Here is a 14,149-nt window from a genome sequence, read left to right as displayed (position 1 = left end):
CATGAGCTTCGACACCCGCGTCACCCAACGGCCCCTCAGGGTGGCCCCGACCCCGCGCGTCCGGCCCGAATACAAGCGACGGATGCGGCTGGCCGACACCTTGCAGGTGCTCTGCTTCGTCTCCGTGGCCGTCTCGATCGCACTGTTCCTCGGCGACGGCGGGGCCGCCCGGTTCTCCACTCCCGCTGACGCGATCACCTCCCTCGGCGTGCTGACCGGGCTCGTCGGCACCGACCTGCTGCTCGTGATGATGCTCCTGGCCGCCCGGCTGCCCGCGATCGACCGGGCCTTCGGCCACGACAGCGCCATGGCGCTGCACCAGTCGCTGGGCAAGCCCGCCCTGTACCTGATCCTCGCGCACGTCGTGCTCCTGATCACCGGCTACTCGCTCGCCGGCAAGGTCACCATCTTCGCCGAGGCGTGGAGCATGATCACCCAGCTGCCGGACATGCTCCTGGCCCTGGCCGGCCTCGGTCTCCTGATCCTCGTCGTCGTCACCTCCCTCGTGATCGTGCGGCACCGCCTGCCCTACGAGGTGTGGCACATCGTGCACCTGCTCTCCTACGCCGCGGTCCTGGCCGCGCTCCCGCACCAGCTGACCTCCGGCAGCCTGTTGATCGCGGGATCGGCCCAGTGGTACTACTGGCTGGCCCTGTACACCGGGGTGGCCGGGTCGATCCTGGTCTTCCGGTTCATCCTGCCGGTCGTGCGTTCACTGCGGGCCCGGCTCGTGGTGGAGGGCGTCGACGAGGTCGGCGACGGAGTCGTCTCGATCCGTCTGTCCGGGCGCCGGCTGCGCCGGCTCAAGGCCAGCTCCGGCCAGTTCTTCATCTGGCGCTTCTGGACGCCGGGACTCTGGTGGCAGGCGCACCCGTTCTCCCTCTCCGCCGCCCCCACCGGCAACTCGCTGCGGATCACCGTGCGTGCCCTCGGCGACGCCTCCGCGGCCCTGCCCGGCCTGCGCCGCGGCACCCGGGTGAGCTTCGAGGGGCCCTACGGCCTCTTCACCGACCGGGCCAGGACCTCCCCGCGGCTCGTGCTCGTGGCCGCCGGCATCGGCGTCGCCCCGATCCGCTCGCTGCTGGAAACGGCGACGTTCCTGCCGGGGCACGCCACGGTCATCCTGCGCGCCCACACGGCCGAAGACAGCTACCTGGCCGACGAACTGGCCGCCCTCTGCCAGGCCCGTGGCGCCGAACTGCGCATCATCGCCGGCAAGCGCCCCGCCGGGCTGAACACGTGGCTCCCTGCCAAAGCGGTGTCGGCCCGGGTCAGCCTGAAGACCCTGGTGCCGCAGCTCCGCGAGTCGGACGTCTACATCTGCGGCCCGCGCCGCTGGACCGACGAGGTCGTGCGGGACGCCCGCTCGGCCGGCCTGCCCACACGACAAATCCATTTTGAAAGGTTCGACTGGTGAGAATACGAGCAGCGGCCTCGGCCGCCCTGGCCTCCGTTTCGGTGTTGGCGATCGGCTGGATGGTCGGCGCGCCGGCCGCGGAATCCCTGCAGGCCACCCTGGCCAGTGCGACCACGGCAACGACCACCCCGGCCGCGTCGACGACGCCAGCCGCGACGTCCGCAACGACACCGTCAGCAACCACGCCGACCGCGGGAACGGGGGAGGCGGCCCAGGCGCCGGCGGCAGCGACCGCGCCGGTCGCGGCCACCCCCGCCGGGGTCACCGGGACCTTCGACGGGTCGGTCGTGCAGACCCGCTTCGGCAACGTGCAGGTGTCGGTGACCATCGACAACGGCACGATCACCGAGGTGAGCGCCCTGCACCTGACCGACCACGACCCGAGATCGGTGGCAATCAGCAACCAGGCCGCGCCGATCCTGCGGTCCGAGGTGCTCACCGCGCAGTCAGCCCAGGTGCAGAACGTCAGCGGCGCGACCTACACGACCGCCGGTTACCTGCAATCGATGCAGGCGGCCCTCGACGCCGCCCAGTTCTGATGCGGCAGAACAGTCCTCTGACGCCGCCGTCGCCCGTGCTGCCGGGCGGCTCCGGTGTGGCGGCGCTGCTGGTCGAGACCATGGGGACCGTCGTCAGCATCCGTCTGGGTGCGACCGCCGGTGACGCCGCAGCACTCGACGGCGGCGCGCAACCCCGCGTCCCCGCGCTGGAGACCCGGGCCACGGTCGAGGGCGTGTTCCGGCGCTGGGACGAGCAGTTCAGCCTGTACCGGCCGGACTCGGAACTGAGCCGGGTCAACCGCGGGCAGGTTCGCCTCACCCAGGCCAGCGACACCCTCCGGGTCTGTTACGCCCTCGCCCTGGACTGGCGCGACCGCACCGACGGGGTCTTCACCCCGCACCGGGCGGACGGCGCCATCGACCTGTCCGGAGTGGTCAAGAGCCTGGCCATCCAGGAGGCGGGCGACCTGCTCGCCGCCCGGGGTGCCGGCGACTGGTCCCTGAACGCGGGCGGGGACATCCTCGTCAGCGGTCACCAGGCGCCGGGGCAGGACTGGCTGGCCGCGATCGTCGACCCGGCGGACCGGCAGGCCCTGCTCGCCTCCGTGCCTCTGGCCAGGCCGCTGCGCGCCGTGGCCAGCTCGGGCAGTGCGGAGCGGGGGGAGCACATTTGGACGACGGTCGACGGCGGGGTGTCCCCGTACCGCCAGGTCAGCGTGTTCGGCCGAGACATCGTGACCGCGGACGTGCTGGCCACGACCATCATCGCCGGCGGCGAGGACGCACTGAACCGCAGCACCGAGAACTTCGAGATCGAGGTGCTCGCCGTGCTGAGGGACGGTTCGCTGCTCGCCACACCGGGGCTGCGGGCGGGCCCCGCCTGAGCCGGGCCGAGGTGGCCGGGCACCCCGCGGGCTGCCCCCGCCGGCAGCCTTGTCGCTTCGGTTCCGGGAGCGTACCGTTGCCCGGGCGGGGGCGCCTTCGGGGTGGCCGCCGTCGAACCAGGAGGTGGTGACCATGGCAACTGACCCGGACGGGCTCTGGCCGCGGCGAGCGGATGCCGCGAGCGAGGGAGTCGACGAGGAGCGCGAAATCGACGACATCGACCGCACCCTCGAAGAGGACCTTCTCCCCGAGGAGGAAGAGGAAGGCGAGGCGGAGTGGATGGCCGACGCCGACCAGCGCCCGGTCGGCCTCGACGATGAGGAGGACCGCGCGGAGGACCGCGCGGTCGACGAGGACCGCATCGAGGACCGCACGTTCGAGGCCGGCGAGGACGAACTCCAGCGCTAGCCGCTCAGCCGAGCCCGAGCAGCCGGTGGTGCGGGTCGAGCGTGGCCAGCATGCGGCCGCAGATGTCGCTGAGTTGGGACACCTGCCGGGCGCTGAGCGCGTCGAAGACGACCGATCGCACCTCTTCGACGTGGCCGGGGGCGCTGGCGAGCACCTTGGCCCAGCCGGCATCCGTCAGCGTCGCGATCGAGGCGCGCCCGTCCCTCGGCGAGGCGGCGCGGGTCAGGAGGCCTTGTGCTTCCAGCCGGGCGATCACATGGGAGAGTCGGGACAGCGAGGAATTGGTGCGGGAGGCCAGCTCGGTCAGTGCCAGCGACCGGTCGGCGCACTCCGAGATCATCGCGAGCACGTAGTACTCGAAGTGGCTCAGGCCGGCATCCCGTTTCAACTGCTGCTCGAGGCGGTTCGGCAGCAGCATCGTCACGGCCATCAGCCGCAGCCACGCTTCTCGTTCGTCGTCGGTCAGCCAGCGCGGTTCGGTCATGGCCCGATTCTACCGCTAACTTGACGTTTCAACTAAAACCGCCCGCTCTGCCGGCCTCGCCGAACCGTGAGTTGCGCTCCCTTCCCGGGCTCGAAGAGGGTCGCTTCTCACGGTTCGGCGAGGGGTCGTCGGGCTGCTCGCCGAACGGATGCCCGACCCGTCAGTCTCCCCTTCCCCGGGCTGCTCGCCGAGCGGACGCCCGCCCCCTTTCGCCGAGCCGTGAGTTCGGCCCCTCGATCACGTCGGGAGAGGAGACTTGCTCACCGTTCGGCGCGAGCGAGAGGGTGGATGCGGGCGCCGCGCCGCGCCTGGGCCCGGCGCAGAAGGGCTGCGAGCCCGCGCCAGCCGAGCAGGAACACCCCGAGCACGATCGTCGTGACGATGACGAAACTCAGCTGCACGCCCTGGCCGCTCACCAGGCGCAGCAGCATTCCGCCGGCGACGGCGGCCAGCCAGATACCGACGCCGGTCCAGACGATCCGCTGCGGGCTGCGCCAGGCGCGCAGGGCAACCCAGCCGATGGCCAGCCCGCCGAGGAACGGCCACCACGTGCTGAGCGCGCCGAGCAGCCCCTCGCTGTGACTGGCCCGGCCGATCAGGACGAAGACCAGGACCAGCGCGGCGTCGAGGCCCGCCGAGACAAGGACGGTGGACGCGCGGACTCGCTGGTTTACCATGCCTCCAGCCTACGGCGGCCGTGGATCGGGCCGCGGGGCCGGCCAGGGCGTCGGTCAGGCCGCGGTGCCGGCCTGGGAGTCGAACAGACCGAGGTGCCGGTCAGACCGAGGTGCCGATCAGGGAGCCGATCGCCCAGGTGACGCCGAGCGCGAGCAGGCCGCCGACGAGCACCCGGGAAATGGCGCGGGACTTCGGGCTCCCGCCGAGGTACGCGCTCAGCCAGCCGGTGATGACCAGGGCGACCGCGACGGCGAGGAAGGTGGCCGGCAGACGCCATTCCGGCGGCGGCAGCAGCACCGCCAGCAGTGGCAGGACCGCACCGACCGTGAACGCGATCGCGGAGGCGTACGCGGCGTGCCAGGGGTTGGACAACTCCTCGGCCGAGATGTGCAGTTCCACCTCGAGGTGCGCCGCCAGAGCGTCGTGCGAGGTCAGCTCGAGTGCCACCAGCCGGGCCGTATCCGTGCTGAGACCCTTCGCCTGGTACAGGCCCGCCAGCTCGGCGAGCTCCTGATCCGGCATGTGCTCGAGTTCCCAGGTCTCCTTGGCGATCAGGGCCCGCTCGGTGTCGCGCTGGCTGCTCACGGAGACGTACTCGCCCAGGGCCATCGAGATCGCGCCGGCGAGCAGGGCGGCGACGCCCGCGATCAGGATCGCCGCGGCATCCGTGGTCGCCGCCGCGACGCCGACCACCAGGGCCGCCACCGACACGATGCCGTCGTTGGCGCCGAGCACCCCGGCCCGCAGCCAATTCAGGCGCGAGGCATGGTCGGCGGAGTGGGGTTCGGTGCCGTGCTCCGGTTCAGTCATGTCTGCATCCAACCAGTCGGATGCCCGGAGCGCCAGCACGAACCGGCGGGCTTTTTGAGCCTTCGCGCGGTCTGCGGCCCGCGCGGCCAGCCGGGCGGTGTTCGCGATGCCCGTGTGGGACGCTAGAGTTTGAAACGGTACGTATGTCTTGATGTCGAGCTATTTGCGGCGCGGGCATCCGTGCCCATTGCCCCTCAAGACCTTGCAGGAACGCTTCGACGCGGATTGGAAGAGCAGCGTGGATCTTTACGAATATCAGGCACGAGACCTGTTTGAACAGTATGGAGTCCCGGTTCTTCCGGGCATCATCGCGGACACTCCGGAGGAGGTGCGTGCTGCAGCCGAGAAGCTGGGCGGCGTTGTCGTCGTCAAGGCCCAGGTGAAGGTCGGCGGCCGCGGCAAAGCCGGCGGAGTGAAGGTCGCGAAGACCCCCGACGACGCAGAGGCCGCCGGTCGCGCGATCCTTGGCCTGGACATCAAGGGCCACACCGTCAACCGGGTCATGGTTGCCGGCGGAGCGCGCATCGCACAGGAGTTCTACTTCTCCGTGCTGCTGGACCGCACCAACCGTTCCTACCTCTCCCTCGCCAGCTACGAGGGTGGCGTGGAGATCGAGGTCCTCGCGGTCGAGAAGCCCGAGGCGCTCGCCTACACCGCCATCGACCCGATCGCCGGCATCGACCTGGCCACGGCCCGCGAGATCGCTATTGCGGCGAAGTTCCCGGACGAGCTGGTCGACAAGGTCGCACCGGTCTTCGTGCAGCTCTACACCGTGTTCAAGGGTGAGGACGCGACCCTGGTCGAGGTCAACCCGCTCGTGCTGACCGAAGAGGGCGAAATCATCGCGCTCGACGGCAAGGTCACGATCGATGAGAACGCCGGCTTCCGCCACCCGAAGCACGCCCTCCTCGAGGACGCGGCCGCTGCGGACCCGCTCGAAGCGAAGGCCAAAGAGAACGACCTCAACTACGTCAAGCTCGACGGCGAAGTCGGCATCATCGGCAACGGCGCCGGGCTCGTCATGAGCACCCTGGACGTCGTCGCCTATGCGGGCGAAAACCACGGCGGCGTCAAGCCGGCCAACTTCCTCGACATCGGAGGCGGAGCATCCGCTGAGGTCATGGCGGCCGGACTGGACGTCATCCTCGGCGACCCGCAGGTCAAGGCCGTCTTCGTCAACGTTTTCGGCGGCATCACCGCCTGTGACGCCGTCGCCAAGGGCATCGTGGGCGCGCTCGCCGAACTCGGCAGCGCCGCCAACAAGCCGCTCGTCGTGCGCCTCGACGGCAACAACGTCGAGGAGGGCCGCCGCATCCTCGCCGAGGCCAACCACCCGCTCGTCACACTGGCCGCAACCATGGACGAGGGCGCCGACAAGGCCGCCGAACTCGCCCACGCCGCGAAGTAAGGGATTTTCGAACATGTCAATCTTCCTCAACAAGGACTCCAAGGTCATCGTGCAGGGCATCACGGGCGGTGAGGGCACCAAGCACACCGCCCTCATGCTCAAGGCCGGCACCCAGGTCGTCGGCGGCGTCAACGCCCGCAAGGCCGGCACCACGGTCGTGCACGGCGACGTCGAACTGCCCGTGTTCGGCACGGTCGCCGAGGCCATGGAGAAGACGGGCGCGGATGTCTCCATCGCGTTCGTTCCGCCGGCCTTCACCAAGGACGCCGTGATCGAAGCCATCGACGCCGGCATCCCGCTGCTCGTCATCATCACCGAGGGCGTCCCCGTGCAGGACTCCGCCGAGTTCTGGGCGTACAACGTCGCCAAGGGCAACAAGACCCGCATCATCGGTCCGAACTGCCCCGGCATCATCACCCCGGGCGAAGCGCTCGTCGGCATCACGCCGGCGAACATCACCGGCAAGGGCCCGGTCGGCCTCGTCTCCAAGTCGGGCACCCTGACCTACCAGATGATGTACGAACTGCGCGACCTGGGCTTCTCCACCGCGATCGGCATCGGCGGGGACCCGATCATCGGGACCACCCACATCGACGCGCTCGAAGCGTTCGAGGCTGACCCGGAGACCCTCGCCATCGTCATGATCGGCGAGATCGGCGGCGACGCCGAGGAGAAGGCGGCCGAGTACATCAAGGCCCATGTCACCAAGCCGGTGATCGGCTACGTCGCCGGCTTCACCGCCCCCGAGGGCAAGACCATGGGCCACGCCGGCGCCATCGTCTCCAACGGAGCCGGAACCGCCCAGGGCAAGAAGGAGGCCCTCGAGGCCGCCGGGGTCAAGGTCGGCAAGACGCCGAGCGAGACCGCCACCCTGCTGCGAGAGGTGCTCGCAGCGCTGTAGCACCGGTGCCGGTTCCCACCGGAATCCGTTGATCGGGCCCGCCTTCCAGGCGGGCCCTTTCTCGTCTCCCCGGCTCGTGCGCTTGCTCCTGCCCGTGCTGCAGCTCCTGCCCCGGTGCCCTGACGAATTCGACGGAGATTTTGCCGAAATCGGGCCGAAACCGCGCCCAGGCGGCTGTGGGGAGCAAAATCTCCGTCGAATTGGTGAGTGCGCGGCGGGGGCTGGAAAGCCGGTGCGGGGGAAAGGGTAGGCTCCGACCGGATGAAACGCTTAACGACAGCCCTGCTTGCCGCACTCGAGGCGCTCATTGTCGTAGCCATCGGGTTGGGCATCTCGGCCGTCCCGCTGACCGTGCTGTGGGCCACGCAGTTCGGCCTCACCGTGGACGGGCTCGTGTTCTGGCGCGCCGCCGTCGACGTCTGGCTCCTCGGCAACGGGGTGGACCTGGCCGTGCAACTCGACCCGGCCCTCGTGGCCGCCCTCGGCCTGCCCGGGGCGGACGCCCCGTTCCCGATCACCATCGCCCTGCTCGGGTTCGCGCTGCTGGCCGCGTCGTTCGGCCTCCGCACCGGCCGGCGGGCCGCGGAGACTCCCTTCCGGTGGGTCGGTGCCACGGCGGCCGTGCTCACCTACGCGCTGTTCACGATCCTGCTCGCGGCCACCGCCGGCACGGATGCCCTCCGCCCCGCCCTGCTGCAGGGGATCCTCCTGCCCACGGCGATCTACGCTGCCGGGGTGCTCCTCGGCGCAGACCCTGGGCTCCCCGGCCGCGTCCTCGGCCGCTTCGTCGACGCGCTGCCCGGACTGCTGCCGACCCGGGTGCCGGCCGCCCAGCGGGCCACCCTGCCGGACACGGTGCGCACGGTCGCCGGGGCAGCGCTGCGGGGCGGGACCGCCGCCGCCGCCGGGGTCGTCGGCGTGGCATCCGTCGTCGTGTGCGTGTTGATCCTTGGAAACTTCGCGACCATCATCGGCCTCTACGAGACGGTGCAGGCCGGCATCCTGGGCGGCATCGTGCTCACCCTGGCCCAGCTGGCCCTGATTCCGAACCTGGTGATCTGGGCGGCCTCCTGGCTGGTCGGACCCGGCATCGCCGTGGGCGCGGGCAGCAGCGTGTCCCCGATCGGCACCTCACTCGGAGCCGTACCGGGGCTGCCGATCTTCGGCGCATTGCCGCACGGCAGCCTGGCGTTCGGGTTCCTCGGTCTGCTCGCGCCGGTTGTGTTCGGTTTCCTGGCCGCGGTCATCATCCGCCAGCGCACGCCTCACCGCGGGGCCGCCGCGCCCCACCTCGCCCAGCGGCTGCTCACGGGCCTCGGCACCGGTCTCGTCGCCGGCGTCCTGCTCGGGCTGCTGGCCTGGTGGTCAGGTGGCGCCCTCGGACCCGGCCGGCTCGTGGAGGTCGGCCCTAATCCGCTCCTGGTCGCCGTTTTTGCCGCCCTGGAGGTCGGGATCGCGGCCTGCGCCGGGCTGCTGACCCCCGAGCCCCGTGCGCTGGTGCGCAGCCGGTCGACGGGTGCCGCGACGGGTGCCTCGACGAGCCGCGTGAACGAGGCGACCAGCGCCGGCCGTCTGCTCGGTCGACTCCGGGACCTCCGCCCGCCCCGCTAGCTCCACAGCCACAGGCCCAGGCCCAGCCGCCGCCGCTAACTGGCCCGCCCCGGCACGCCCCGGCCGGCCCCGTCAAACGGTAGGCTCGTCCCGTGCTGTCATTGGTCGTGTTGATCTCAGGCGGGGGATCCAACCTTCGCTCCCTGCTCGAGGCGTGCCAGGACGCCGACTTCCCCGCGCGGGTGGTGGCCATCGGCGCCGACCGCGACGCGGACGGACTGGAACTCGGTGAAGAGTTCGGCATCTCCTCCTTCACGGTCCCGTTCACCTCGCATCCGTCCCGGGACGCCTGGGGCGACGAGCTCCTCGCGCAGATCAGGCAGTGGACGCCGGACGTGGTCGTGCTCAGCGGCTTCATGCGCCTGCTGCCGCCTCGGGTGGTGGCGGCCCTGTCCCCGAACCTGCTCAACACGCATCCGGCGTACCTGCCCGAGTTCCCCGGGGCCCACGGCGTGCGCGACGCCCTCGCCGCCGGGGTCGCCGAAACCGGCGCCAGTCTCATCGTGGTCGACACCGGAGTCGACGACGGACCGATCATCGCGCAGGAACGGGTGCCGGTGCTGCCGGGCGACACCGAGGCATCCCTGCACGACCGAATCAAAATCGTCGAGCGTCGCCTGCTGGTGCAGGCGGTGCGCGATATCGCCACCGGACACGTCGACCTCAAGGAGCATTCCCACATATGAGCGGTCCCACCAACGCCCAGAGCCTGTACCGCGACCGGGATGTCGTGCCCGTGCGGCGCGCCCTCATCTCGGTGAGCGACAAGACCGGGCTGGTGGAGCTGGCGGCCGCCCTCGCGGCGACCGGCGTCGAGATCGTGTCGACCGGTTCGACCGCGGCGACGATCCGCGCGGCCGGCCACGACGTGACGGATGTCTCCAGCGTCACCGGATTCCCCGAATCCCTCGACGGCCGGGTGAAGACCCTGCACCCGGGTGTGCATGCCGGCATCCTCGCCGACCTGCGCCTGGAATCGCATGAGGCGCAGCTCGCCGACCTCGGCATCGCCGCGTTCGAACTCGTCGTGGTGAACCTTTACCCGTTCGTGGAAACGGTGGAGTCCGGGGCGTCCCCGGCCGACGTGATCGAGCAGATCGACATCGGCGGCCCGGCCCTCGTGCGCGCCGCCGCGAAGAACCACGCGAACGTCGCCATCGTGGTGGACCCCGACAACTACGACGAGATCATCGCCGCGGTCGCTGCGGGCGGCACCGCGCTGAAACTGCGCCAGAAACTGGCCTCGCTCGCGTTCGAGCACACGGCGGGCTACGACCTCAGCGTCTCCGCCTGGTTCACCGAAAACGTCTACGACCAGTGGCAGGACGACAGCGCGGCCCAGGGCGAGGAGATCCTCGAGGAGTTCGACGCCGTCATCGGTGACGCCCTCGACGCGGAGATGCCGTTCCCGGACACCCTCCTGATCGAGGCGACCCGCAGCGCCGTGCTGCGGTACGGCGAGAACTCGCACCAGGCCGCCGCCCTCTACGTCGGCGACGGCGGCCAGGGCATCGCCCAGGCCGTGCAGCGCCACGGCAAGGAGATGTCGTACAACAACTACGTCGACGCGGACGCCGCCGTGCGTGCCGCCTTCGACTTCGCCGAACCGGCCGTGGCCATCATCAAGCACGCCAACCCCTGCGGCATCGCCGTCGCCAGCCCGAAGACGCCGGACTCGATCGCCTCCGCCCACAAGCGCGCCCACGACTGCGACCCGATCTCCGCGTTCGGCGGGGTCATCGCCGCCAACCGCACGGTCACGCTCGCCATGGCCGAGACGGTCAGCCAGATCTTCACCGAGGTGCTCGTGGCCCCCGGGTTCGAGCCGGCCGCGTTCGAACTGCTCAGCGCCAAGAAGAACATCCGTCTGCTCGAACTGCCCGCCGACTACCAGCGTTCCTCGCTCGAGCTGCGCCAGATCTCCGGCGGCCTGCTCGTGCAGGAGACGGACTCCTTCGAGAACCTCGACTCCGGGACGTGGACCCTCGCCGCCGGCGACGAGGCCGACGCCGCCACCCGCGCGGACCTCGAGTTCGCCTGGAAGGCCTGCCGCTCGGTGAAGTCGAACGCCATCCTGCTGGCCCGCGGCGGGGCATCCGTCGGCGTCGGAATGGGGCAGGTCAACCGGGTCGACTCCTGCCACCTCGCCGTGCTGCGCGCCGGCGACCGGGCGGCCGGTTCGGTCGCGGCCTCCGACGCGTTCTTCCCGTTCGCCGACGGCCTGCAGGTGCTGCTCGAGGCCGGGGTCACCGCGGTCGTGCAGCCCGGCGGCTCGGTGCGCGACGAGGAAGTCATCGCCGCGGCGACGGCGGCCGGCGTCTCGATGTACTTCACCGGGGAGCGCCACTTCTTCCACTGAACGGAGAGGGCTGCCCGCCGGCTGTGGGCGCCGAGTGTCGGGTTCATCTGGTGCCGGTGCGGCTGATTCAGGAGATCCGCGGATGCCGCCGGTCGACTGCCCGGAATCCCGGGCGGTCGATCGCGCGGCATCCGTTCGTTCCTGAATTGGCCACACGGCGGACTCTGGCACCATTGAAGGGTCCGTGGCCGCAGCCGACGTCACGGCAGGAAGGACGGCCGTGTCAGATCTCGAGGGGTTCATCCAACCGGATTACCTGATCGCCCTGGCGGTCGCGATCGTCGGGGCCGTCGTGGTCACGGGGATCACGGCCCTCGCGTTCCGGGTCGCGGCCCGCCGCAAGACCTGGGCCCGCACGTTGGTCGGGCTCGTGCGGGTGCCGTTCCGCCTGACGCTGCTCGTGGGTGCGATCTGGTCGGTCAACACGCTGTTCCTGCAGACCACGACCGACATCGAGCGGCTGGTCGACTTCATCTTCCGCGCCCTGTTCATCGCCGCGTCGGCCTGGCTGGTCTGCGCGCTGCTCTACTTCTTCGAGGAGCTCTCGGCTTCCCGGTACCGCGTGGACGTGCGGGACAACCGCGTCGCCCGGCGCGTGCGCACCCAGCTGCGGATGCTGCGCCGTATCGGCGTCGTCGTGATCGTGATCTGCGCGATCGGGGCCGTGCTGCTCAGCATCCCCGGCGCCGCCACCCTGGGGGCGAGCCTGTTCGCATCCGCGGGCCTGCTCAGCGTCGTCGCCGGCCTTGCGGCGCAGTCCACCCTCGCGAACGTGTTCGCCGGCATCCAGCTGGCCTTCAACAACGCCCTGCGCGTCGACGACGTGGTCATTGTGGAGACCGAGTGGGGCAAGATCGAGGAGATCACGCTCACCTACGTGGTCGTGCACATCTGGGACGACCGCCGGATGGTGCTGCCGTCGACCTATTTCACGACGAACCCCTTCCAGAACTGGACCCGCCACAACAGCGAGCTGCTCGGCGCGGTCGAGTTCGACCTCGACTGGCGCGTGGACCCCGCCGGGATGCGCGAGGAACTCGACCGCATCGTCGCGCAGACCGAACTCTGGGACGGCCGCGTGGTCGTGCTCCAGGTGACGGATGCCGTGGGCGGCTTCGTGCGGGTCCGCGTGCTGGTCTCCGCCGCCGACGCCCCCACCCTGTTCGACCTCCGCTGCCTCGTGCGCGAGAACCTGATCGACTGGATCAACACGCACAACCCCGAGGCGCTGCCCGTGGGCCGGATGGAGCTCCGGCGGGAGCCCGCGCGTGACCAGGCCGTCGCCCGCGCGCCGAAATCGCCCCACCCCGTCACCGCTCCGATCGGCCTGTTCTCCGGCGACGAGAGCGCCAAGGCGCGGGCGGCGGAGTTCACGGCGGCCATTCCCGTGCAGAAGGGTGCGTCGGAGGAGCACTGAGGCGGCTTCGGAGGGCGGCCGCAGGCAGCCGGGCTCGCGGCGCAGGAGGCGTGCACCGGGCGGGCGGCGCGGCTATTCTGGTGCAGTCGACGCGCCACGATCGCGCCGGCGCAGCCAGCCCACAAGGCCGACCAGCAAGGAGAACCACCATGACTCTCACGCACCCCAACCCCTCGCTGGACGCGCTGATCGGCATCCCGTTCACGCACGAGCGCGTGCTGATCACCACCGGCATCCGCTCGGGCCTCGTCATCACCGTGGCCGTGCACTCCACCCGCCTGGGCCAGGCCCTTGGCGGCGCCCGCATGTGGCAATACGAGAACTGGACGGATGCCGTCGCCGACGCCCTGCGCCTCTCGGCCGCGATGACGCTGAAGAACGCGGCCGCCGGGCTGCACCTCGGGGGCGGGAAGTCCGTCATCCACCTGCCGCTGGACACGGAACTCACCGACGCCGAGCGGCGTGACGCCATGCTCGACCTCGGCGACGCGATCGAGAGCCTGCACGGCGCCTACATGACGGCCGAGGATGTCGGCACGAACGCCGAGCTGATGGCCGTCGTCAAGGAGCGCACCGACCACGTCTGCGGCCTGCCGGTCGCCAGCGGCGGCGTCGGCGAGCCGGCCGAGGCGACCGCGGCCGGCGTGTACGCGAGCATTGTCGCCACCCTCGAGGCGCTGTTTGGCAGCCGGGAGGTCGCCGGCCGGCACCTCGTCATCGCCGGGCTGGGCCAGGTGGGCGGACGCCTCGCCACCCGACTCGCGGCCGCCGGCGCCCGGCTCACGGTCAGCGACGTCAACCTCGCCCGGCAGGACTTCGCCGCCGAACTCGGCGCGACCTGGGTGCCCGTGGACGAGGTACACCACGTTCCGGCCGACCTGTTCGTGCCCTGCGGCCTGGGCGGCGTGCTCAACGCCCGCGTGATCGGCGAACTCAACGTGCTCGGGGTCGTCGGCGCCGCCAACAACCAGCTCGCCCAGCCTGAGGGGGCGGCCCAGCTCGACGCCCGGGGCATCCTCTGGGCGCCCGACTTCGTCGTCAACGCCGGCGGGGTCATCTACCTCGCGCTGGCGAGCGAGCCGAACGCCGACCTCGACGCGGTCGCCGCCCGGGTCGAGGCGATCGGCGACGTGGTCACGCAGATCTTCACGGATGCCCGGGGCCTGGGCATCACGACCCTCGCCGCCGCCGAGCGCCTGGCGGCCGCGCGCCTCGACGCCGCCCGGTAGCTGGGAGCCGCCGCGGGCCCGCGTGTCGCCGGCCGTCCGCGT

14 protein-coding genes are annotated in these 14,149 nt (G+C 70.9%); 11 read left to right on the top strand and 3 right to left on the bottom strand.

Features of this window, described 5'->3' with window-relative positions:
• Nucleotide 1 precedes the first annotated feature (1 nt).
• The 4 genes from E3T42_RS06240 (at nucleotide 2) to E3T42_RS06225 (ending at nucleotide 3,210) form a co-directional block, all read left to right on the top strand.
• On the top strand, nucleotides 2-1,417 hold the full coding sequence (locus E3T42_RS06240; RefSeq protein ID WP_134402669.1) for a ferric reductase-like transmembrane domain-containing protein: 1,416 nt from the start codon (nucleotides 2-4) through the stop codon (nucleotides 1,415-1,417).
• Nucleotides 1,414-1,956, top strand: coding sequence for an FMN-binding protein (locus tag E3T42_RS06235; RefSeq protein ID WP_198416004.1), 543 nt, complete (start codon nucleotides 1,414-1,416; stop codon nucleotides 1,954-1,956). Before E3T42_RS06240 ends, E3T42_RS06235 begins: the two co-directional genes overlap by 4 nt.
• Nucleotides 1,956-2,801, top strand: a complete 846-nt coding sequence (locus E3T42_RS06230; protein WP_241975874.1) for an FAD:protein FMN transferase — start codon at nucleotides 1,956-1,958, stop codon at nucleotides 2,799-2,801. The genes E3T42_RS06235 and E3T42_RS06230 overlap by 1 nt, the downstream gene beginning before the upstream one ends.
• Nucleotides 2,802-2,934: 133 nt before the next feature.
• Nucleotides 2,935-3,210 carry a hypothetical protein gene (locus tag E3T42_RS06225; protein ID WP_134402668.1) on the top strand — a complete coding sequence of 92 codons (276 nt, stop codon included), beginning with the start codon at nucleotides 2,935-2,937 and terminating at the stop codon, nucleotides 3,208-3,210.
• Between the two features lie 4 nt (nucleotides 3,211-3,214).
• Here E3T42_RS06225 and E3T42_RS06220 read toward each other — a convergent pair whose 3' ends face one another.
• The 3 genes from E3T42_RS06220 to E3T42_RS06210 all read right to left on the bottom strand — a co-directional run bounded on the left by E3T42_RS06220 (nucleotide 3,215) and on the right by E3T42_RS06210 (nucleotide 5,182).
• The gene (locus E3T42_RS06220; protein ID WP_134366219.1) at nucleotides 3,215-3,694 is read right to left on the bottom strand and encodes a MarR family winged helix-turn-helix transcriptional regulator; all 480 of its coding nucleotides are present in this window, start codon (nucleotides 3,692-3,694) and stop codon (nucleotides 3,215-3,217) included.
• Between the two features lie 260 nt (nucleotides 3,695-3,954).
• Nucleotides 3,955-4,371 (bottom strand): DUF3054 domain-containing protein, encoded by a 417-nt coding sequence (locus E3T42_RS06215; RefSeq protein ID WP_134366220.1) that lies wholly within the window; start codon nucleotides 4,369-4,371, stop codon nucleotides 3,955-3,957.
• A gap of 100 nt (nucleotides 4,372-4,471) precedes the next feature.
• Entirely contained in the window at nucleotides 4,472-5,182 is a 711-nt protein-coding gene (locus tag E3T42_RS06210; protein WP_134366221.1) for a VIT family protein, read from the bottom strand.
• Nucleotides 5,183-5,420: 238 nt separating this feature from the next.
• Here E3T42_RS06210 and sucC point away from each other — a divergent pair, with 238 nt between their 5' ends.
• The 7 genes from sucC to E3T42_RS06175 all read left to right on the top strand — a co-directional run bounded on the left by sucC (nucleotide 5,421) and on the right by E3T42_RS06175 (nucleotide 14,107).
• Nucleotides 5,421-6,590: an ADP-forming succinate--CoA ligase subunit beta gene (gene sucC, locus E3T42_RS06205; protein ID WP_134366222.1), complete on the top strand. Its 1,170-nt coding sequence runs from the start codon at nucleotides 5,421-5,423 to the stop codon at nucleotides 6,588-6,590.
• 13 nt (nucleotides 6,591-6,603) lie between these two features.
• Nucleotides 6,604-7,491, top strand: coding sequence for a succinate--CoA ligase subunit alpha (sucD, locus tag E3T42_RS06200; RefSeq protein ID WP_134366223.1), 888 nt, complete (start codon nucleotides 6,604-6,606; stop codon nucleotides 7,489-7,491).
• Nucleotides 7,492-7,752: 261 nt separating this feature from the next.
• Nucleotides 7,753-9,102, top strand: a complete 1,350-nt coding sequence (locus E3T42_RS06195) for a DUF6350 family protein (RefSeq protein ID WP_241975873.1) — start codon at nucleotides 7,753-7,755, stop codon at nucleotides 9,100-9,102.
• A 92-nt stretch (nucleotides 9,103-9,194) separates the two neighbouring features.
• The gene (gene purN / locus E3T42_RS06190; protein WP_134366224.1) at nucleotides 9,195-9,788 is read left to right on the top strand and encodes a phosphoribosylglycinamide formyltransferase; all 594 of its coding nucleotides are present in this window, start codon (nucleotides 9,195-9,197) and stop codon (nucleotides 9,786-9,788) included.
• The gene (gene purH, locus E3T42_RS06185; protein ID WP_134402667.1) at nucleotides 9,785-11,461 is read left to right on the top strand and encodes a bifunctional phosphoribosylaminoimidazolecarboxamide formyltransferase/IMP cyclohydrolase; all 1,677 of its coding nucleotides are present in this window, start codon (nucleotides 9,785-9,787) and stop codon (nucleotides 11,459-11,461) included. The genes purN and purH overlap by 4 nt, the downstream gene beginning before the upstream one ends.
• Nucleotides 11,462-11,681: 220 nt before the next feature.
• Entirely contained in the window at nucleotides 11,682-12,878 is a 1,197-nt protein-coding gene (locus tag E3T42_RS06180; protein ID WP_241975872.1) for a mechanosensitive ion channel family protein, read from the top strand.
• Between the two features lie 149 nt (nucleotides 12,879-13,027).
• Complete coding sequence (locus E3T42_RS06175; protein ID WP_134402666.1) at nucleotides 13,028-14,107, top strand: Glu/Leu/Phe/Val dehydrogenase dimerization domain-containing protein; 1,080 nt, start codon at nucleotides 13,028-13,030, stop codon at nucleotides 14,105-14,107.
• Nucleotides 14,108-14,149: the final 42 nt, after the last annotated feature.

It is taken from the genome of Cryobacterium sp. TMT4-10, from assembly GCF_004403275.1.
GTDB classification, from domain to species: domain Bacteria; phylum Actinomycetota; class Actinomycetes; order Actinomycetales; family Microbacteriaceae; genus Cryobacterium; species Cryobacterium shii.
Note: the sequence above shows the minus strand (reverse complement) of the source record. Positions and strands in the feature narration are given on the sequence as shown.